The following is an 18,419-nucleotide window of genomic DNA, read 5'->3' on the forward strand; positions in this document are numbered from 1 at the left end:
GATAGGGATTCTAGATGGAAGACACAACCTCTCAGCCAGTAGAGCGCATGTCATTTCTTGACCGCTTCCTACCGGTGTGGATCATGCTCGCCATGGCGGCGGGCCTCGCCCTCGGCCGCGCAGTGCCGGGGCTTTCGGGCGCACTCGAGCGCCTTGAAGTCGGCGGGATCTCGCTGCCGATCGCGCTCGGCCTGCTTGTGATGATGTACCCGCCGCTGGCCAAGGTGCGCTACGACAAAACCCGCGAGATCGCCACCGACAAACGGCTCATGACCGTATCCATCATTTTGAACTGGATTCTTGGCCCCGCGTTCATGTTCGCGCTCGCGTGGATGTTCCTGCCTAACGAGCCGGAGCTGCGCACCGGCCTGATCATCGTCGGGTTGGCGCGCTGCATCGCCATGGTGCTGGTGTGGTCCGACCTCGCCTGCGCCGACCGGGAAGCCACCGCCGTGCTTGTGGCCATCAACTCGGTGTTCCAGGTGCTCATGTTCGGCGTGCTCGGCTGGTTCTACCTGCAGGTCCTTCCGTCTTGGCTGGGCCTGGAGACCACCTCGGTGGAGTTCTCCTTCTGGGCGATCGTCTCCTCCGTGCTCGTCTTTTTGGGCATCCCGCTGCTGGCCGGGCTGCTGTCCCGCATCATCGGCGAGCGCACCAAGGGCCGCGACTGGTACGAAAACACCTTCCTGCCCCGGATCTCCCCGCTGGCGCTGGTCGGCCTGCTGTACACGATCGTGCTGCTGTTTTCGCTGCAGGGCGACCAGATTCTGTCCAGGCCGTTGACCGTGGCCACGGTGGCGCTGCCGCTGCTGTGCTACTTCGTGGGCATGTTCGCTGTGGCTCTTGTAGTGGCAAAGCTGTCCGGCATGGACTACGCCCAGTCCGCCTCGGTGGCATTCACGGCCGCCGGCAACAACTTCGAGCTCGCCATCGCGGTGGCCATCGGCACCTTCGGCGCCACCTCCGCCCAGGCGCTGGCGGGCACAATCGGCCCGCTCATCGAGATCCCGGTGCTCGTCGGCTTGGTCTACCTCATGCGCGCCATCGGCCCGAAACTGTTCCCCGGTGACCCAACCCTGCCTAACCAAAGGAGCCTTACATGAAGCCCTCAGTCCTGTTCGTCTGCGTCGGCAACGGCGGCAAGTCCCAGATGGCGGCGGCGCTCGCCGAGAAGCACGCTGGTAGCAAGCTCGGCATCCACTCCGCGGGCACCAAACCCGGCACGAAGCTGAACCAGGAATCGGTCGAAGCGATCGCAGAGGCTGGCGCCGACATGTCGCACGGAACGCCCAAACCCATCGATCCGGAACTGCTGCGCAACGTCGATCGCGTCGTGGTGCTCGGCGAAGACGCGCAGGTGGAGATGCCTGACGGCGCCCGCGGCACGCTGGAGCGCTGGCGCACCGACGAACCCTCGCACCGCGGCATCGAGGGCATGGAGCGCATGGAGCGCATGCGCCTGGTGCGCGACGACATTGACGCCCGTGTGCGTTCGCTTATCGACGAGCTAGTAGGAGCCGTACATTAGCTCGCTTGCTGGGTGCGCAATCCATCAATGAACACGTCGACGAGCCAGGCGCGCCTGCCCGCGAACGCTTCCTCCGCGGGCTCGGGCAGCGGGCGTGAGAGCGCGATGATGGCGAAGTCGAACGACAGGTAGTCGAGGTCCGGGGGGCACAGTTCGTGCTGTTTGGCTTGCGCAAGTAGCGGGTCGTAGATGGCTTGCAGCTGCGCGGTGGCGACAGCCCTGTCTTCGTGCGACAACGTGGGTAGCAGTTTGGGCAGGATTTCCTGGCCGACGGCGGGGAAGTTCAAGTTCACCATCTCGCCGATCGCGGAACGCCAGGTGTCTTCGGGTGCGTCGGGGAAACGCAGGAGGTGCTTGTCCACCACGTCGCGCATGCTGTTCATGGTGTGTTCGAGCACCGCGCGGAAGAGCTCGTCCCTGTCGGGGAAGTGGCGGCTCGCGGTGGCCACGCCCACGCCTGCCTCCTTAGCGATGTTGCGCAGCGACACGCCAGGCCCCATCTGGGCGATGAGCGTGGAGGCGACCTCCACAATCGCTTGACGGTTTTCGGCACCATCTTTTCGCATGACCCGCAGCTTACCGTTGACGCGCCAGAAGTGGAACAGTATCATCCATTTGTGTAATTGAAACACACTGTTCCATTTGGAGGAGATTATGTCCACAACCGTGGCGCGCCCCGCACCCACGCAGGGCGCAACAAAGAAGGCACTCGCCATGATCCTTGGCATCCCCGTCGTCATCGGACTGTTGCTCTGGGCGTTTTTGGCCCCGGCATTCGCGTCCGGGCCGGACGGGGTGCCGGTTGCGGTGGCCGGTCCGGGGCCTGTCGTCGAGAAGCTCATTGCTCAAGCTGAACAGCAAGAGGAGCACCCGGACTTCATCACCGTGAGCTCGCCGGAGGAGGCGGAGACGATGGTGCGCGACCGCGAGGCGGTTGGCGCGATCGCGATCGGTGAAGGCGGCGCGACCGTGTATACCGCCTCCGGCAATGGCGCACCGTACGTGCAAATGCTGAGCGGTGTCGCTCAAAACATGGAGGCCAGCGGCATGCCTGTGGAAACGAAGGATCTCGCCCCCACCACCAAAGATGACCCGCAGGCCCAAGGCCTCGCGCTGCTCGGACTGCCGCTCGCGGTCGGCGGCTTGATCTCGGGCATCTTGCCGACGCTGCTGCTTCGCGGGAAGAAGTGGTCGAAGGCTGCCGTGATTGCTGGTGTTGCAATGATTGGCGCCGGTGTCGCGGTCTGGATGCTGCACGGCGTATACGGCACCCTCTCCGGCAGCGTGTTCATGGAATGGTTGGCTGTGACGCTCGGCCTCGCCGCGACGTCGTCGGTGACCGCGGGCCTCGGCGCGCTTATGGGTATGCCGGGTGCGGGCCTGGGCGCGGTGCTGACAATCTTCGTTGCCAACCCCTTGTCCGGCCTGGCCACGGGCCCGTGGTTGCTGCCGGCGGGTTGGTCCACGCTCGGCCAGCTGATGCCGATTGGCGCGACGGGCTTCCTCGTTCGCTCGCTAAGCTTTTTCGATGGTGCCGGGTCCACGCAGCCCTGGATAGTGTTGTGCTGCTGGATTCTCCTCGGCCTACTCCTGCTGGCCTTCGATCGCTCGAAGGCACCGACTGCTGAAACAACAACTGAAACTGCCTAACCCCTACGCCCGGCCCAAACGTGCACTATCACCTGGCCGGGATCATCGGGATTCGCTGTTTGTTGCGGAACCTCGACGCCTGCATGCGCGCCGGCGAGGTGCCGCGGTAGTGGGTGGTGGAGGGGGAGGTTGCGTACTTCGGATTCGTGGACGGTTTGCGGGAGCGTAGCTTCTCGTGCCTCACACCACCGCATTGTGGCACGAATTACACGATTGTGCTTTGCGAGCAATTGCTTTGCGACGATCCTCCGGTAGCAGTCCTTATTCTGGTCCTTCGACCCTGTACCCGCTCTCTTCCAGAAGGGCCACCGCCCGGGAAAGATTTCCGTGGATCACCCGATCCACCTCCGCGTCGTGGTAGAGGGTGCGGTGAAAATCGAGCCACTCTTCCCATCCTGTCTCGGGCGCAGCACCGAACTCTCGGATAAGCAGTTCGACGACATCCGTGAGTTGCAAACGGAATTGAGGTCCGCCCATCGGGAAATGGATGTCCTGCTGCTGGGCTGCGGTGTCATACCTTCCCGCACGGGCAAGCAGTAGTCCTAGTGGCACCGAGTCAGCGTGGAACTGGAAATGCGAAGCGGGTTTGTTCCTGGCTTGCGATTCGTACTCGAACCGGACGACCGGGACGGGCTTCTTTCTCGCCCTGAACTCGATTTTGAAGGTGCTTTTCTCTATTTCGACATCGTCGTTGACATCGTCATATCTGAGTAGATACTCATAGCGGAGGACTAGGCGGTCGCTCCCAGAGTGGGCAATAATGACCGGATGAGTACCCTCGACGAATGCTCGTTGTCCGTCAGCCAGAATCTCCGCGTCGATCGGCGATGAGCCCTCAAGGGTCCTCTCGAGCAATTGCACCGTCAGCAGCATGAAGGCGCGCACTGCGTTTTCGAGGCCCCGTGATGAAGTCACGCCACTCCGTATCGGAGCCACATACAGGCCTCGTACCGCTCCAAGAGTCGCTCTTCCGCATACTCAATCGCACCAGCATCCCGTAAGCGACGAAGGTGCTCGACGGTGAGAGGTGCCATTTGGGCTTTCAAACTGGCGAGTTCTTCATCCAATTCCTCCACAGTTCTCCGAACTGGGGTCAGAGACTTTCTCATGGCACCTCCGTTCTTAGTTTTTAAGATGGGGAAGATAATTACGCATTTTAGACAGCTAAATGGGTAGGTTTCTACTCTCGCGCAAGCTAGTCTCGCCAGCGGGTGATAAAAATGCCGACCAAGTGTGCGCGGTCCAAGAAATCACGCAATTCCGGAGGAAGGGGCAACGATGAACGAGCAGCAGTTGGAAAAACTACGTTCCTATTACGACAACACCGACACCTCCGATCTCATGAAAGATGCCCAACCAGGCGACCTGGGCAATGTCGCAGACCCCGAAGCTAGCGTTGCGTTTACTGTCACCATGCCTAATCGGGTTCTCCGCACCGCGCGGGGAATGGCCGCAGCCGAGGGAGTTTCTACCAACGATGTGCTCCGGCGGTTCATTGAAGCCGGAGTGGATGACCGGGCTGGGGCCGAGGCCTCAATTCCAGTGAGTAAGCTCCTTCGCCTCATCGACGAAGCCCGCGGCGCGTAACATCTGCCACCATGAGCGACGAGCAGACCAACGCACCGCAGTCCGAAACAGCATCCTGGTTCGCGGACAACCAAGCCAACTGGGATTCACGGGCCCACGCCCACATGTTCGGCAACTACGGCGGCAAGGACGAGCTGATCGCGGACAAGACCGCAATCAGCAGCGTCCTCGCGGTGGACATCGACCGCTTCGGCGACCTCACCGGAAAGTCCGTGTGCCACCTGCAGTGCCACGTGGGCACGGACACCATCGGGTTCGCCCGCCGCGGGGCGTCCCGAGTCGTCGGCGTGGATCTGTCCGCCGAGTCGATCAACTACGCTCGCGACTTCGCTGCCCAGGCCGACGCGGACGTCGAGTTCATCCAGAGCAACGTCTACGACGCTCGCGACGCTGTCGACGGCGAATTCGACCTCGTCTACACCTCCGCCGGCGTGCTGTGTTGGCTGCCGCAGGTGCGGGGGTGGGCGGAGGTCGTCGCAAAGCTACTTGCTCCCGGCGGTACCTTCTTCATCCGCGACGACCACCCAATGTTCATGGCCATCGGCGAGGACGTGTCCCACGGCCTGCGTATCGAGCAGCCGTATTTCGAAATGCCCGACCCGCTGACCTGGGAGGACGAGGACAGCTACGTCACCACCCCGGGCGCGCCGAAGCTGGCTAGCCCGCGCAACCACCAGTGGAACCACTCACTCGGCGAGATTGTCACCGCGCTCATCGACGCCGGCCTGACCATCACCGCCCTCGAAGAAACCCCCTACTCCGCGTGGCGCCCCTGGCCCGAGCTGATGGTGGCAGACTCCCGCGGATTCATCCTCCGCGACAACCCCGAGCGCCTGCCGCTCCAATTCGCCATTACCGCGACGAAGTCTTAGGGGCCTTTGCCTATGGACGGGCCTTCGGTGGGCCACGCAAAGCGCAAGGTCCGGAACGCGATGGTCCAGATCGGGATCCGAGCCTTAGGCGGGCTACTGAGCTGGCCAGATAGCTAGTCTCGTCAAGCCCTCGCCCTGCCTCTGAAGCGGTGCGGAGGCCTAACGATTTGTGCCAGCGTAACCGTCAAATTGGCATATCGCAGAACGATATATAATCGTTGGCGGCCCCTAGGTCATATTCCTTTCTCCTTGGGGTCAAGCCTCCGCAAATGGCATTGCAGTGTCGCGGGGGCATTCTCTTTTTGCTTACCCGGCTACTTTCCTCGGAACAAGTTAAACAGCGCCATCACTCCAGAAATCGCTGCGGTGAGGCCTCCGAAGAAGAAGCCGATTGCGAACACCCCGGCGATGAACGACTCGGCGTCTGGGTCGAAGGTCTCGATGCACAGGCCGAAAAGAAAGAAGCACAACACGCCGAGGCCCGCGGACCACTTGAACACCTTGGCGGCCTTCGGGCGCTTGACCGGCGCGGGAGTGGGTTCCGTCGGAGCTGGGGCGTTCCAAGACGAGGGCACCGGCGCAGGGGTGTAGTGCGGAGTGTTCGCAGCGGTGAGGAGCTCTTCGGGGGTCGGGTCGGAAGGCGCGGGTTGCTGGGGTTCGGCGACGGGGCGGCTGGTTGCCGGCTGGAGAGGCTGTGTAGTCAGATCCAGCTGAGCACCGTGGGGAGGCAAGGGCTCCGGAACTCGGCTGAATACGTTGCTCTGCGGATCGCCTGGCTGTCCCGTGCGGGTTGTCTTCTGGTCCATCGCTTCTCCCTCCGGCGTTGCGGTGCGTCTCGTCTCCGAGAGTAGAGCAGGAAACGGTCCACTGCGCTGCTTCTTTGGGTATCGGCAGGGTTGGCGTGGTTGGGCTGTCAGCTGACTGTCAATCTGCGGTTGACAGATATATGCCGGGGCAGGTTGAACTATTAATCGTTATGCAGTAATCAGGAGGTTGGAGCGGAAGCGCGTGACTCGGAAGCGCGTGAATTAGGAAAAGGGTGGTGGCGATGAAGGCGTTCACGGTGACTGCAGAGCGTGGGCCGAGTGGCGCATGGGTGCTGGAATGTGACGAACTGGGAGTGGTCTCGCAGACTCGAAGGCTCGACCGCGCGGAGGATGAGGCCGCGGAGGCGATCGCGTTTCAGTCCGGGTTGCAGCCGGGCGAGTTTAAGATCGAGGTCGTGCCTATCCTGCCTGCTGAGGTTGAGACGCTGCGGCAGCGTGCCGACGACCTCGGTGTGAAGGCGAAAGCCGCGTCGGAAAAAGCTGCGGCCGCGAGGTTTGCGTTGGCGCGCAAGATGAAAGACGAGGGGTTCACGCTCCGCGAGATGGGGCAGGTGCTGGGGGTGTCGTACCAGCGGGCGTCGGAGTTGACGGCGGGGTAGGGGGCTCGTGCCCCGTGACTTCGAGTCGATTCCCCTTAGTTTCCGAGCAACTTCGCTTAGAGCACTACCAATACGGGTGATAGGTTGGCCCGGCGCCTCGTTCCCAACGCAAGGACTACTGATGAGTAAAGGCGTTGCAATGTACGTTAGTTGGGGTTCACGCCGGTTAAACCGAAGATTGAATGAGAAGGATGTGCGCTATGCAAAAGATGCTGGGATTGCGGTTTTGGAGTCCGCCGCTAGTAGGCGGCGTTGCTCTTGCGCTACACCACAACCTCGATGATGGCACCTATGCAGATGCACCTGTGGTTATCGGTGTGTTGTTTGCAGTCATGGCCGTTGCGGCACTGTGCTTCGTTGCTGTGGCCGCGTTGAAAGCGGACGGGACCCAGCAATCAGCTCAATCACTTCTTATTCGAGACTCGATAGCGGCGCTTGCGATATTCGGTATGGCACTCATCGAGTGGTCAGGCACTGTGCTGGTGATTCTTTTCTGTGTTGCTGTTTGGGGTGTTGCCGCTTACATGCAGGCCCCCGAAAAACCGTCCCTCCATTCCAACCGGTAAGTCGGCGGTGACCGCATCTCATACGTCGACGGGCGGCTAAATTAGTCGAATAACTCCAGCACGGCCGTGCGGTTCACTTTGCCCGGCCCGAGCTGCGGCAGCGCCGCCACCGACTTGAGCTCCTTCGGGATCTGCCAGTGCGCGATGCGGCCGGCATCTTCCGCATCAGCCAGCGCGTCCAGGATGTCCGGCACTGCCGCGGAGCCGGTGTAGGCGGCGCAGATGCGCTGGCCAAAGCGGGCATCTTGCTTGCCGACGACGCAAGCGGCGGTCACGCCGTCGATACGCAAAAGCTCCTCTTCCAGCACCTCGGGGTGAAGCTTGAGGCCGCCCGAGGAGATGACGTTGTCCGTGCGGCCGAGGACGGTGAGCACACCGTTTTCCAGGGAGCCGGCGTCGGAGGTGCGGAACCAGCCGTCTTGGAGGTCGGGGGAGTCGAGATGGTGGTAGCCGCGGGCGACCATGGGGCCGCCGAGGTGGATGCGCCCGTCGACGATTTTCACGTGCGCGCCCGCGATGGGGCGGCCGTTGTAGACACAGCCGCCGGAGGTTTCGCTGGAGCCGTAGGTGGTGACCACGTTGATGCGCAGCTTCTTAGCCGAGTCGAGCAGGCGCGGGTTGGTTGCTGCGCCACCGACGAGGACTGCGGAGAACGTGCGCAGGGCGTCGATGCCCTTGAGTGTGGACGTGGCCTTGGCCAGCTGCATCGGGGTCAGGGCGGTGTAAGTGCGCTCGCCAGTTTGCGCGAGCTCGTGGGCGCGGGCAGCGAACTCGGCGACGTTGAAGCCGCGGGAAAGGTCGACGTATGCGGGTTCGACGCCGGCGACCATGCTGCGGACGAGGACTTGCAGGCCAGCGATGTACGCGGCGGGCATGGCCAGCAGCCACTGGCCCTCGCCGCCGAGCGCCTGGTGGGTGGCGTCTGCGCTGGAAATCAGGTTCGCGGTGGTGAGCATCGCGCCTTTCGGTTTTCCTGTGGAGCCGGAGGTGGACACGACCAGGGCGATGTTGTCGTCGATGGGCGCGCCGGGGTTGAGCGTGTTGCGCAGCAGGTTCGTGCGCGCCGGGTCGTTAGCAGGCACGGGCAACAGCGTGCGCTGGCCGGTCAGGGCCTCCTCGAGCGCGGGCATGATGGCCAGCGGGTTGGCGGGGTCGACGGGGAGAAGTTCCAGCAGGTGGGTCACTTGGCGGGCGTTTCGTTCTCGAGAGGGTTCGTAGGGGCGGTGCGGGCGAAGGCATTGCGCGACAACGGGCCGTCGATAGTCGCCCACAGCCCCGCGACTGTGAGTGCGGTGAGCAGCACGTACATCACCGGCACACTGTGGGGTGCGATGAGCACGGCAACGGCGTTGAATCCGATGTGGCACACCACAGCCAGCGCCCAGAGCTGCCAGCGGCGCTCGCGCACCGCGCGCAGCACGATCAGGGTGAACACCACGTGTGCGGCGATCGCGAGCGCGCGCTCGTACCAGCTCGCGGCGATCATTCCCATGCCGATGTTCTGCAGCGCCTCAATCTGCTCTGCAATGGCCTGCGCGGTGGCGGGGTCTTCGTTTCCGGTGGCCTGCGCCTTGATTGCGTCGCCGGTGGTCAGCAGCATGATGTTGCCGATGAACAGGTTGGTGAAGAGCAGCAGCGCCTCTATGCCGCCGTGGCCCAGGCCGAAGCCGACGCCGTCGTTCCACTCGCGGGTGTTCTTGTCCCAGAAACGCAGCACGATCCAGCGGGCGGTCTCCTCGAACAGGCCCGAGGTGACCAGGAACAGTGCAGTGGTCAGGGCGGTGGCCGTCGCTGGATCGAATGTCTTGCTGAACAGGAACTGCAGCGGAATAACCAGCGCGAACCTGGCCACCTGGGACAGTGGGAACGCCAGTGTGCCCCAGCCGAGCGACGCCCACCTGAAGCCGAGCCTGCGCCTCCCCACGAACCACGCGGCCAGCACGAGAGCGGCCAAGCCGACGAATTGCAGAATGAGAAGGTCCATCGTCATGGCAGAAACGATACCGGTGCGGTCGTGGCGGGTCGCGGTGGGCGGTGGAGCGGGCGGTGCGACGGGGCGGATAAACGGGCGTTTGCGGCGAGGTCGATATCTCGATGTCGATAGTTGCTGGTCACAGCGTTTCGTCGAATTTTGGCCGAAAATACTCCCGACGCGCTGACCTGGAACTATCGACCTGGAAGTATCGGCATCGAGCTATCGACCTGGCTGCCCCGCTCCTAGTCACCTGTAACGCAGGTCTCACTTGCCACCGATAAAACAGACATGAGGAAGATCATCGCACCGGCCGTCGCTGCGGCGACCGCCCTTTCACTCACCGTCCCTGCCACTGCTACCGCCGCCACCTTGACCCCGTTCACCAAGGACGGAACCAACTACTGCCGCGTCACGCTCAACGACGTCGAGCGCGGCCCCGCCAACCAAGCCGAACGCGCCGCGAAAACGCTCACGCACGGCATGTACGCCACCTCGGTCGTCGAGGCGTTCGAGGCCACATTCCCGGAGCTGAAGAAGCTTGGCGACGATTACGTGGCCGAGCCGGACGTCGTCAAGCATTTGCGCCTGCTGCGGGACGACAAAACGCCCGAGGGCGACGTCCGCGCCGACGTCCGCGCCGCCGCGAAGGAGAAGCTGGCGCCGCTGGGCCTGCACACCACCGACGCCGACTTCTACCTGGACATGAAGGAAAGCGCCCAGATCCCGCTGGGGCCGGCCGGCCGCGCGCTGAAGGGCAACGCCGACTGGTTCGTGGGCATCGACGGCGGGGTGCCGAAAGTGCAGCCGCTTGGCGACGATTACGCGTTCGGCCACACCGGCCAGAACACCGCGCAGTGGCTGCGCCACGTGGAGGGCTGGCAGCGCGACGCGTTCGCCGCGAACATGAAGGCAACCTACTTCGGCCAGGTCCAGGACACGCTGGAAAGCTCGTATTACTACGCGCTCGAGGAGGCCAAGACCTGCCACGACGGCACCAGCCACGTCATCTTCCCCACGCAGGATTTGAAGCTGCCGGAGACGCCGAAGCTGGAAAACGCCGACCTGGGCGACACCGCGCCTGAGCCGGGCCCCGCACCGAAGGACCCGGTGGAGACACCGGACGAAAAGGCACCGGAGACCTTCGACGCCAAGCTGGCGCAGATCATCGGCATCGTCGCCGCGGTGCTCGCCGCCCTGGGCGCGCTGTTCGCGCTGCTGCAGAACGCGGGCGTCAAGGGCCTGCCCACAATCCCGCAGATCCCGGGGTTGACCAAGTAGGTCTCCTCCTTGGGGAGGAGGTGGGGACGCGGAGCCGTCGATAAGCTAGGCGCCCGTGCATGTGAAAACGGGTGACGCAGTGCTCGCGGTGGCGGCGGCGGTGCTTGCCGCCGTCTACACCGTGAGTGCGATCAGCGACCCGGGCGCCGCCGCCTGGGCGCAGGCGCTGCTGTCCTGGGGGTTCGTCGCTGCGTTCGCGGTGCTCACCGGCAAGCCGCGGGCGGCGTCGGCCGCGTTAGTGGTGCTCAACACCGCCTGGGCGCTGGTGTGGCTGGCTGCGCCGGTGAATCTGGGGTATTCGCTGTGGGTGCTGGCAGTGCCGGTGGCGGTGTTCGTCGCCGGCAGGTACGCCGGCAAACGCTTCGCACTTGGGGTGCTGGCGGCGGCGTGCGGGTGGGCGTTGCTCTCCCCGTTCATGTGGACGTGGGACGAGCAACTCGTGTTGTTCTACCGCCGTGGCGCAGACGGCGCGCTCACGCTGGCGCTGCATTGGGCAGCGTTCGCAGTGGCGTACCTTCTGGGTGCGAATCTGGCAGGGGAGGAGGCCGCCCGCCGCAGGGCCGCGGAAGCGAAGGAGCAACGCCTGGCGGCGGCGCGGGTGGACGAGCGCCAGGCCATCGCGCGGGACATCCACGACGTGCTCGGGCACTCGTTGACCCTGATCAAGGCGCAGGCCAACGCGGGGCTCGCGTCCGGGCGCGAGCGGGAGGCGCTGCAGCGAATCAACGCTGCCGCGGGTGAGTCGCTGGCGGAGATCCGCCTGCTCGTGCGCGGCCTGCGCGAAAGCGATCGCGGGTTCGCGCCGGTGGCGGGGATCGCGGAGCTGCCCGCGCTGGTGCAGCGCTTCCGCGACGCCGGCATGCAGGTCACACTCGACGCCCCGCCTATCGACGTCCCTCCGGTGACCTCCCTTGCCATCCACCGCATCGTGGCTGAAGCGCTGACCAACGCGGCCCGCCACCAAGTGGACCCGGTCGTCTCTGTAAAAGTGACACCGGGGCAGACTGTTGTGGTGGAGGTGGTCTCCACCGGGCGGGTGTGCCCGCAGCCCGGCACCGGCGTCGGCTTGGAAGGCCTGCGCGAGCGCGCCGCGAGCGCCGGCGGCACGCTCGAAGCATGGCAGGCAGGCGAGGCATTCACCGTGCGGGCGGAGTTGGCGGCATGATCCGGATTTTGCTTGCGGACGACCAACCGTTGCTGCTCAGCGCACTCGAAACCATCCTGGGCGCGCAAGACGACATCACCGTCGCGGCCACAGCCGCCGATGGGGCGGAGGCGGTGGAGAAGGCGCGGGCGCACCGCATCGACGTCGCCGTGCTCGACATCCGCATGCCGGTGCTCGATGGCATCGGCGCCGCCCGCACAATCATGGAGCTGGGCCCGCGGGTGATCATGCTGACCACGTTCGACGACGACGCGCTCATCCACGCAGCCATCGCCGCTGGCGTCCACGGATTTTTGCTCAAGGACGCAGAGCCGGACGTGCTCGCGGGAGCGGTGCGCGCGGTAGCCAGCGGCGAATCCGTCCTCGCGCCCGGCGTGACCGGCAGGGTGATGGAGTGGGTGCGCGAAGGTCCAGGTAGCCCGGCGTCGGCCACTGCGCTGGAGGGGCTGACCACCCGCGAGCGTGACGTGCTCGCCGAGATCGGCCGCGGAGCGACCAACGCAGAGATCGCCGCCGCGCTGTACATCGCGGAAACCACAGTGAAAACGCACGTATCCAGCCTGCTAGCCAAACTCGGCGCGCGCGACCGGGTGGCGCTGGCGCTGATCGCGCAACGCGCCGGCATCTCCTCCTAGAGGAGGAGGGATAGTGGTCCCGCCGGCCGATGTGTAAGGCTTGCTCACCGCGGACGATAGGGGCATGACCGATACACAACTCGCCTGCCGCGGTGTCGCAGTTTCGTTCGGCGGGCACCAGGTGCTGCGCGATATTTCACTGACAACCACCCCGGGCCGCGTCCACGCGTTGTTGGGGCCCAACGGCGCGGGGAAATCGACGCTGATGTCAGTGCTGCTTGGCCTGATCCAACCCGACGCGGGCGAGGTGACACTAATGGGCCAGCCGTTCACCCGCGAGGCGCTGCGGCACGTGGGCGCCTCGATCAATGACCCCGCCTTCTACAGCCACCTGAGCGCGCGCAACAATCTGCGCGTGCACACGACGCTGCTCGGCCTGCCCGACTCGGAGGCTGACCGGGTGCTCCAACTCGTCGGCCTGCAGGGCGCAGGCAAGAAGAAGGCGGGCACCTTCTCCACCGGAATGAAAGGCAGGTTGGCGCTGGCGCAGGCGCTCATCGGCGAGCCGGAGGTGCTCATTTTGGACGAGCCCCAAAACGGCCTCGACCCCGAGGGCATCGCCCACCTGCGCGCCTACCTGAAGGACTACGCCCGCGCCGGGCGCACTGTGCTGGTCAGCTCCCATCAGTTGGGCGAGGTACTGCACATGGCGGACGACGCCACCGTCATCGCCGGCGGCGACGTCCGCTTCGCCGGAGAACTTGCGGAGCTGGGCCCGAACCTGGAGGAATCCTTCTTCCGCTTGACCGCAGGGGGCAGGAAATGAGTCTGCTTCGCGCCGAATGGATCCGCGCCAAAGGCTCAACGCTGTGGTGGCTCGCAGGAGCGGGGCTGCTTCTTGGCCTGCTGCTGACTGCTTTTTCGCTGGTCGGTGATGTTGGCTCCGCGAAGTCCCTGCTGTATCCCCAGGGGCTTTTGGTCACCGGCATGGCCGCTCCCGTTGCGGCGCTGTTTGCGGGACTGGCTGAAAACCGCGAGCGCGACACCCGCGCCGGGGGCACACTCTGGCGGCCCGTCTCTTACACGGGCACCCGCGCCGCCCGCATCACAGTGGTGTGGCTGGCCCTGGCCGTGTTCGTCATTTTGGACTTCGTGGTGCCCGTTGCGGCGGCGCTAGTGTTCGGCCTGGACGGCGCTGCGCAAGTCGCGCTCGTCGGTGCGTTTGTGTGGCTCGGCATGCTGGGCCCCGCGGGCCTGGCAGCCGCGGCCACCCGCCGTGTTGGGCTGTTGCCGACGCTCGTAGCCGCATTCGTGTTCACCATCGAGCTCGGGTACTTCGTGGAGCGAAGCTGGTGGTGGTGCAACCCCGGTGCCTGGCCCGCGCGCTTGGCGTTGCCCACGATGGGACTGCACTTCAACCTGTTGCCGCTGGAGGAGACCTCGCCCATGGCTGGTGAGTCGCCGTTTCCTGCGCTCGCGCTCACCTTGCTTCTAGCCACGGCCGGATTCGCCGCTGCCGTGCTCACCCCGCGCCGCACGCGACCCATTTTTAGGCGCCGCACCACCCACGAAGTCGTTGCGCCCGCGCCTGCTGGGCCGGCCATGCCGAGGCCCGCGCACACCGGGTTTGTGTCCGCGTGGAAGGGGGTTGCGAGGGCGGGGCGGATGCCGTCGTTAAGCATGGTGCTTGTGCTCACCGCACTGGTGCTGCTGTTCGCCATACGTTATCCGGCGGACGTGCGCCAGGCGCTGTTCGCGTACGCGATCCTCCCGGTAGGCGCGGGCGTGTTGCCCACGCTTGTGTGGCCGCGGATCCGCCCGGCATGGGCGCTGATGCAAGTGGAGCACCCGCGAGTCGGCGTCGCGTTGATGAGCTGGTTTACCAGCATCGTTGCGCTTGTGTGCCTGCTCGCGGGTGTGGTGGCTGGGAGCGCGCGTTTTGGTGTGCTCGCCGCAATTGCCGGCACCGTCCTCACCCTCGCCGCGCTCGCTGTGACCGTGCGCTTCGGCGTGATGTGGACGCTGGCGGCGACAATCCTGGTCACGATTGTCTCTGTCACCATCGGCGGCGACGTGCTGGCGGAGTCCTTCCTGTGGATCGCCGCGGTGCCCGCCTGGCCCGTCACCGCCACCGGCCCGCGGGTGTGGGTTGCGCTCGCGGTTGGCGCAATCCTGCTAGCCGCGGTGGTGGTTGTGCTGCTCCGGGTACTGCGCGGGATGCGCCCGGTCCGGCGCTGAGCCGCGCTTAACCCGCGCGGTTGAGCGGGCCTTCCGCGTGGTAGCGCCCGGTGGGGGCGTTGTAGGTGGCGCGCTCGCGGGAGTCGTTAATGGAGAAGTGCCAGGTGCCGCCGTTGTCGCAGGTGCCTTCCGTGATGTTCTCGCGGAAACCGTCCTGGATCTCCTCACCGGCGGAGGCGTGCACCGGCTCGAGGAGACCGGCGCAGCCGAGATCCGGGTAGGTCACCGGGATGCGGCCGCCGCGGTCGCGGGTGCCGAACTGCACGCGGTAGGACTGGTCGTTGAGCTCCGGGATGTCCGAGACCTGCTTCATGGTGCCTTCGCGCGGCACGTTCAGCGGGTCGGGCTGGTCCATCTCTGCCAGTTGCGCGGTGTCCGTGGTGGGCGTCCAGTGGATCAGGGTCACGTCGTCCAGCGGGTTGCCCACGACGGTCTCCTCCGGGCCGAACGCCTTGACCAGGCGGTTGCCGTGCAGTTCGAACTGGGTCGCGGTCAGCGTCGTGCCGTCCGTTTCGTATTGCGTCAGTCCCGGCTGCACGCCGGCGGTGAACACGGTGGGGTAGGTGCCGGCGGCGTCAACCAGGTAGTCGGCGGTGGCCGTGAGGGTGCCGTCGAAAAGCTGCAGCACGCGCACCGGTGCCGGGCCTTCCTTACCGGCGCGCAGGAGCAGCTCGAGCTCGGTGTCGCCGTCGACATCGATGAGGTCGTAGGTGAACGTGCCGTCGAGGCCGTCCTGGTCGGCGAAGTATTGCGCCGGGTCCGCAAGTGCTGCGGCGTACGCGTCGCGCTTGTTGGGTACCGCCGACGATGGCGGGGGCGCGGGGAGGTTGTCTTCGTCCGCAACCGGCGCGACAGGGTCGGCAGCGGGATCGTCGGCGGGCGGGGTCGCAGGCTCAGCAGGGGCGGGGGCATCAGCAGGCGGTGCCGCCTCCGCGGAGGTATCGGCGGCATCAGCGGCGGTCGGGGTGTCTGGAATGTTTCCGTCGCACGCGGCCAGAGTCAGCGAGGCGGCGACGATTGTGGCTGTCATCGTTCGTCTCAACATGCCCGGAGCGTAACCCGCGGACCTTGAAGCGCCCTGAAATACCCGTACAGGTGTCTAATAGTAGCGGGGGAATTGGCTCCGACGTGGTGCGCGGGCTTTTTGTTACCGTCGGCCGAAATGTCCTTTTCGACAAGATCACTGCTGAGCACCAATGTCTACTTTCGACCCACCCGCCCGACCGACCGCCCCCTCCAGCGCGTTCTTGGAGCGCATGGATGAAGCCGTCCAGGACCGGCTCGCGGAGGCGGAGGCGGACTTTAACCTTGGGACCAGAAGCCCTGAGCACCTGCAGTCCTGGGAGGACGCGGAGGCGCGGGTGGAAAAGGTCCGCGCGGACCTCGACCACATCGTTCGCGACCTGCACGCCCACCCGGAAGAGGCGTTTGAAGAGCACCACGCGCAAGCGGTGATCGCCGGGGTTCTTGAACGCCACGGGTTCCAGGTGGAACGCGGTGCACATGGCGTATCGACGTCAGTGCGGGCCGAATGGTCCAGCGCCGATTACGACTCGACGGTGCATCCCACGGTCGCCGTGCTGGCCGAGTACGATGCGCTTCCCGGCATCGGCCACGCCTGCGGGCACAACGTCATTGCGGCCGCTGGGGTGGGGGCCTTCCTCGGTGCCGTGGGAAGCGGCAGCGGCCGGATCGTGTTCCTGGGCACCCCCGCGGAGGAGGGGCACACCGGCAAGGAGTACATGATCCGCGGCGGGATGCTGGACGGCGTCGATTGCGCGGTGATGGTCCACCCGTTTTCCTACGACCTTGTCTCCCACGTGTGGGTGGGGCGCCGCACCCTGACCGCGACGTTTACCGGCGTGCCCGCGCACGCCTCGATGCAGCCGTACATGGGGCGAAACGCCCTCGACGCGGCCACGCTCGCCTATCAAGCGTGCGGGTTGCTGCGCCAGCAGATGCCGCCTTCGGACAGGTTGCATGCAGTGCTTTCCGACGGCGGAGCCCGCGCCTCGATCATCCCCGAGACCGCCACCCTGCAGATGTACGTCCGCTCGCTCTACACCGAGACGCTGATGGACTTAAGCCAGCGCGTGGAGGACATCCTCAAAGGCGCGGCCCTGATGACGGGCACGACCGTAGATGCGCAGTGGGACGAACATCCGATGTCGCTGCCTGTCCGCAACAACGCGACGCTTGCTCGGCGGTGGGGTGCGACGCAAGCGTCACGCGGAAGAGACGTGCTTCCGGCGGGCACCCTGCCGGATTCGCAGGCCGCGTCGACCGATTTCGGCAACGTGTCCCATCTGGTTCCGGGCATCCATCCGCTGGTGAAGATCGCGCCGGAGGGCACCGCGCTGCACACCACCGATTTCGCCGCGGCGGCGATCTCGGACCAGGCGTTTGAGGGCGCGTTCGACGCCGCGGTCGGGCTGGCGCAAACCATCGCGGACATCCTCAACGACCCGCAATTGTTAGCCGACGCGCAGGAAGAGTTCGACGCCGCCGGCGGCGCGATCTCCGTCGAGGAGCTGCTCGCCGGCGCGGCCGAGCAGCCCTAGTAGTAGAAGGGGAATTCCTCCCAGTTCGGCGGACGCTTCTCTAAGAACGAGTCGCGGCCCTCGACGGCCTCGTCGGTCATGTACGCCAAGCGGGTAGCCTCGCCGGCGAAGACTTGCTGGCCCATCAGGCCGTCGTCGACAAGGTTGAACGCGAATTTCAGCATGCGCTGCGCGGTGGGGGACTTGCCGTTGATTTCGCGGGCGACCTGGATCGCCTCGTCCTCAAGCGAGGCATGCGGGGCGACGATGTTCACCGCGCCCATGCGCTGCATCTCTTCCGCCGTGTAGGTCCGGCCCAAAAAGAAGATTTCGCGGGCGAACTTCTGGCCCACCATCTTGGCCAGGTACGCCGAGCCGTAGCCGGCGTCGAAGGAGCCCACGTCCGCGTCGGTCTGCTTAAACCGCGCCTCTTCCTTCGATGCGATGGTCATGTCGCACACCACGTGCAGCGAGTGCCCGCCGCCGGCTGCCCAGCCGTTCACCACGGCGATGACCGCCTTGGGCATCGTGCGGATCAACCGCTGCACCTCCAGGATGTGCAGGCGCCCGCCCTCGGCCTTCACGCGCGCTTCGTCGACGGTTTCTGCGGTCTCGCCGCCCGCGTACTGGTAGCCGGAGCGCCCGCGGATGCGCTGGTCGCCGCCGGAGCAAAACGCCCAGCCGCCGTCCTTTTCCGAAGGCCCGTTGCCGGTCAGAAGCACCACGCCCACCGACGGGTCGCGCCGGGCGTGGTCGAGCGCCTGGTAGAGCTCGTCCACGGTGTGGGGGCGAAACGCGTTGCGCACCTCGGGGCGGTCGAACGCGATGCGCACGGTGCCGTCGGCACGCGTGTCGCCCACGTGGCGGTGGTAGGTGATGTCGGTGAAATCGAAGCCCTCGACCTCGCGCCATTGGGAGGGGTCGAAGGGCTGGACGGTGGAGTACTGCATGGGGGTAATCGTACTTACGCGTCCGCTTTATAGCTCTTTATAACTACCCCAACCTATAAAGAGGTATAA

The 18,419-nt window shown here is 65.3% G+C and carries 21 protein-coding genes; 13 read left to right on the top strand and 8 right to left on the bottom strand.

The window, feature by feature from the left end; all coding sequences use genetic code 11:
• Positions 1-47 precede the first annotated feature (47 nt).
• Positions 48-1,103 (top strand): ACR3 family arsenite efflux transporter, encoded by a 1,056-nt coding sequence (gene arsB / locus QP996_RS05700; protein WP_284871666.1) that lies wholly within the window; start codon positions 48-50, stop codon positions 1,101-1,103.
• Positions 1,100-1,528: an arsenate-mycothiol transferase ArsC gene (locus QP996_RS05705; RefSeq protein ID WP_284871667.1), complete on the top strand. Its 429-nt coding sequence runs from the start codon at positions 1,100-1,102 to the stop codon at positions 1,526-1,528. The genes arsB and QP996_RS05705 overlap by 4 nt, the downstream gene beginning before the upstream one ends.
• On the opposite strand, the gene QP996_RS05710 is transcribed toward QP996_RS05705, so the two are convergent.
• Positions 1,525-2,094 carry a TetR/AcrR family transcriptional regulator gene (locus QP996_RS05710; RefSeq protein WP_284871668.1) on the bottom strand — a complete coding sequence of 190 codons (570 nt, stop codon included), beginning with the start codon at positions 2,092-2,094 and terminating at the stop codon, positions 1,525-1,527. The genes QP996_RS05705 and QP996_RS05710 overlap by 4 nt on opposite strands.
• A gap of 88 nt (positions 2,095-2,182) precedes the next feature.
• On the opposite strand from QP996_RS05710, the gene QP996_RS05715 reads away from it, so the two are divergent.
• Positions 2,183-3,178 (top strand): ABC transporter permease, encoded by a 996-nt coding sequence (locus QP996_RS05715; protein WP_284871669.1) that lies wholly within the window; start codon positions 2,183-2,185, stop codon positions 3,176-3,178.
• A 28-nt stretch (positions 3,179-3,206) separates the two neighbouring features.
• Here the strand turns inward: QP996_RS05715 and QP996_RS05720 are convergent, their stop codons facing one another.
• The gene (locus tag QP996_RS05720) at positions 3,207-3,362 is read right to left on the bottom strand and encodes a hypothetical protein (protein WP_158407438.1); all 156 of its coding nucleotides are present in this window, start codon (positions 3,360-3,362) and stop codon (positions 3,207-3,209) included.
• A 77-nt stretch (positions 3,363-3,439) separates the two neighbouring features.
• On the bottom strand, positions 3,440-4,093 hold the full coding sequence (locus QP996_RS05725) for a hypothetical protein (RefSeq protein WP_141764948.1): 654 nt from the start codon (positions 4,091-4,093) through the stop codon (positions 3,440-3,442).
• Positions 4,094-4,456: 363 nt separating this feature from the next.
• Here QP996_RS05725 and QP996_RS05730 point away from each other — a divergent pair, with 363 nt between their 5' ends.
• Both QP996_RS05730 and QP996_RS05735 read left to right on the top strand, forming a co-directional pair.
• Positions 4,457-4,765, top strand: coding sequence for a hypothetical protein (locus QP996_RS05730; protein ID WP_284871670.1), 309 nt, complete (start codon positions 4,457-4,459; stop codon positions 4,763-4,765).
• A gap of 11 nt (positions 4,766-4,776) precedes the next feature.
• Positions 4,777-5,637: a class I SAM-dependent methyltransferase gene (locus QP996_RS05735; RefSeq protein ID WP_284871671.1), complete on the top strand. Its 861-nt coding sequence runs from the start codon at positions 4,777-4,779 to the stop codon at positions 5,635-5,637.
• Between the two features lie 314 nt (positions 5,638-5,951).
• On the opposite strand, the gene QP996_RS05740 is transcribed toward QP996_RS05735, so the two are convergent.
• Entirely contained in the window at positions 5,952-6,443 is a 492-nt protein-coding gene (locus QP996_RS05740; RefSeq protein WP_284871672.1) for a hypothetical protein, read from the bottom strand.
• A gap of 242 nt (positions 6,444-6,685) precedes the next feature.
• On the opposite strand from QP996_RS05740, the gene QP996_RS05745 reads away from it, so the two are divergent.
• Together QP996_RS05745 and QP996_RS05750 are read left to right on the top strand one after the other, a co-directional pair.
• The gene (locus QP996_RS05745) at positions 6,686-7,063 is read left to right on the top strand and encodes a hypothetical protein (RefSeq protein ID WP_085956866.1); all 378 of its coding nucleotides are present in this window, start codon (positions 6,686-6,688) and stop codon (positions 7,061-7,063) included.
• 200 nt (positions 7,064-7,263) lie between these two features.
• Positions 7,264-7,629, top strand: a complete 366-nt coding sequence (locus QP996_RS05750; protein ID WP_085956865.1) for a hypothetical protein — start codon at positions 7,264-7,266, stop codon at positions 7,627-7,629.
• 41 nt (positions 7,630-7,670) lie between these two features.
• Here QP996_RS05750 and menE read toward each other — a convergent pair whose 3' ends face one another.
• Positions 7,671-8,813: an o-succinylbenzoate--CoA ligase gene (gene menE / locus QP996_RS05755; protein ID WP_085956864.1), complete on the bottom strand. Its 1,143-nt coding sequence runs from the start codon at positions 8,811-8,813 to the stop codon at positions 7,671-7,673.
• Positions 8,810-9,619: a YhfC family glutamic-type intramembrane protease gene (locus tag QP996_RS05760; protein ID WP_284871673.1), complete on the bottom strand. Its 810-nt coding sequence runs from the start codon at positions 9,617-9,619 to the stop codon at positions 8,810-8,812. Before QP996_RS05760 ends, menE begins: the two co-directional genes overlap by 4 nt.
• A 273-nt stretch (positions 9,620-9,892) precedes the next feature.
• Here QP996_RS05760 and QP996_RS05765 point away from each other — a divergent pair, with 273 nt between their 5' ends.
• From QP996_RS05765 to QP996_RS05785, 5 genes are all read left to right on the top strand, one after another.
• A complete protein-coding gene (locus QP996_RS05765) occupies positions 9,893-10,882 on the top strand; it encodes a hypothetical protein (protein ID WP_284871674.1) in 990 nt (329 codons plus the stop codon).
• A gap of 55 nt (positions 10,883-10,937) precedes the next feature.
• Entirely contained in the window at positions 10,938-12,047 is a 1,110-nt protein-coding gene (locus tag QP996_RS05770) for a sensor histidine kinase (RefSeq protein WP_284871675.1), read from the top strand.
• Positions 12,044-12,682, top strand: a complete 639-nt coding sequence (locus tag QP996_RS05775; protein WP_085956860.1) for a response regulator — start codon at positions 12,044-12,046, stop codon at positions 12,680-12,682. The genes QP996_RS05770 and QP996_RS05775 overlap by 4 nt, the downstream gene beginning before the upstream one ends.
• A 64-nt stretch (positions 12,683-12,746) precedes the next feature.
• On the top strand, positions 12,747-13,448 hold the full coding sequence (locus tag QP996_RS05780) for an ATP-binding cassette domain-containing protein (protein WP_239307138.1): 702 nt from the start codon (positions 12,747-12,749) through the stop codon (positions 13,446-13,448).
• Positions 13,445-14,860: an ABC-2 family transporter permease gene (locus QP996_RS05785; RefSeq protein WP_284871676.1), complete on the top strand. Its 1,416-nt coding sequence runs from the start codon at positions 13,445-13,447 to the stop codon at positions 14,858-14,860. Before QP996_RS05780 ends, QP996_RS05785 begins: the two co-directional genes overlap by 4 nt.
• A gap of 7 nt (positions 14,861-14,867) precedes the next feature.
• Here the strand turns inward: QP996_RS05785 and QP996_RS05790 are convergent, their stop codons facing one another.
• Positions 14,868-15,905: a hypothetical protein gene (locus tag QP996_RS05790; RefSeq protein ID WP_284871677.1), complete on the bottom strand. Its 1,038-nt coding sequence runs from the start codon at positions 15,903-15,905 to the stop codon at positions 14,868-14,870.
• A gap of 151 nt (positions 15,906-16,056) precedes the next feature.
• Here QP996_RS05790 and QP996_RS05795 point away from each other — a divergent pair, with 151 nt between their 5' ends.
• The gene (locus QP996_RS05795) at positions 16,057-17,421 is read left to right on the top strand and encodes a M20 family metallopeptidase (RefSeq protein WP_284871678.1); all 1,365 of its coding nucleotides are present in this window, start codon (positions 16,057-16,059) and stop codon (positions 17,419-17,421) included.
• Here the strand turns inward: QP996_RS05795 and QP996_RS05800 are convergent.
• Complete coding sequence (locus QP996_RS05800) at positions 17,418-18,350, bottom strand: 1,4-dihydroxy-2-naphthoyl-CoA synthase (RefSeq protein ID WP_284871679.1); 933 nt, start codon at positions 18,348-18,350, stop codon at positions 17,418-17,420. The genes QP996_RS05795 and QP996_RS05800 overlap by 4 nt on opposite strands.
• Positions 18,351-18,419 lie beyond the last annotated feature (69 nt).

Source organism: Corynebacterium sp. MSK008 (assembly GCF_030232585.1).
Classification (GTDB): Bacteria; Actinomycetota; Actinomycetes; order Mycobacteriales; family Mycobacteriaceae; genus Corynebacterium.

Excerpts from the sequence above, each read along its gene's own strand:
- arsB (WP_284871666.1), top strand. The coding sequence starts at position 48 with ATGTCATTTCTTGACCGCTTCCTACCGGTGTGGATCATGCTCGCCATG.
- QP996_RS05705 (WP_284871667.1), top strand. The coding sequence starts at position 1,100 with ATGAAGCCCTCAGTCCTGTTCGTCTGCGTCGGCAACGGCGGCAAGTCC.
- QP996_RS05710 (WP_284871668.1), bottom strand. The coding sequence starts at position 2,094 with ATGCGAAAAGATGGTGCCGAAAACCGTCAAGCGATTGTGGAGGTCGCC.
- QP996_RS05715 (WP_284871669.1), top strand. The coding sequence starts at position 2,183 with ATGTCCACAACCGTGGCGCGCCCCGCACCCACGCAGGGCGCAACAAAG.
- QP996_RS05730 (WP_284871670.1), top strand. The coding sequence starts at position 4,457 with ATGAACGAGCAGCAGTTGGAAAAACTACGTTCCTATTACGACAACACC.
- QP996_RS05735 (WP_284871671.1), top strand. The coding sequence starts at position 4,777 with ATGAGCGACGAGCAGACCAACGCACCGCAGTCCGAAACAGCATCCTGG.
- QP996_RS05740 (WP_284871672.1), bottom strand. The coding sequence starts at position 6,443 with ATGGACCAGAAGACAACCCGCACGGGACAGCCAGGCGATCCGCAGAGC.
- QP996_RS05745 (WP_085956866.1), top strand. The coding sequence starts at position 6,686 with ATGAAGGCGTTCACGGTGACTGCAGAGCGTGGGCCGAGTGGCGCATGG.
- QP996_RS05750 (WP_085956865.1), top strand. The coding sequence starts at position 7,264 with ATGCAAAAGATGCTGGGATTGCGGTTTTGGAGTCCGCCGCTAGTAGGC.
- QP996_RS05760 (WP_284871673.1), bottom strand. The coding sequence starts at position 9,619 with ATGACGATGGACCTTCTCATTCTGCAATTCGTCGGCTTGGCCGCTCTC.
- QP996_RS05765 (WP_284871674.1), top strand. The coding sequence starts at position 9,893 with ATGAGGAAGATCATCGCACCGGCCGTCGCTGCGGCGACCGCCCTTTCA.
- QP996_RS05775 (WP_085956860.1), top strand. The coding sequence starts at position 12,044 with ATGATCCGGATTTTGCTTGCGGACGACCAACCGTTGCTGCTCAGCGCA.
- QP996_RS05780 (WP_239307138.1), top strand. The coding sequence starts at position 12,747 with ATGACCGATACACAACTCGCCTGCCGCGGTGTCGCAGTTTCGTTCGGC.
- QP996_RS05785 (WP_284871676.1), top strand. The coding sequence starts at position 13,445 with ATGAGTCTGCTTCGCGCCGAATGGATCCGCGCCAAAGGCTCAACGCTG.
- QP996_RS05790 (WP_284871677.1), bottom strand. The coding sequence starts at position 15,905 with ATGTTGAGACGAACGATGACAGCCACAATCGTCGCCGCCTCGCTGACT.
- QP996_RS05795 (WP_284871678.1), top strand. The coding sequence starts at position 16,057 with ATGTCTACTTTCGACCCACCCGCCCGACCGACCGCCCCCTCCAGCGCG.
- QP996_RS05800 (WP_284871679.1), bottom strand. The coding sequence starts at position 18,350 with ATGCAGTACTCCACCGTCCAGCCCTTCGACCCCTCCCAATGGCGCGAG.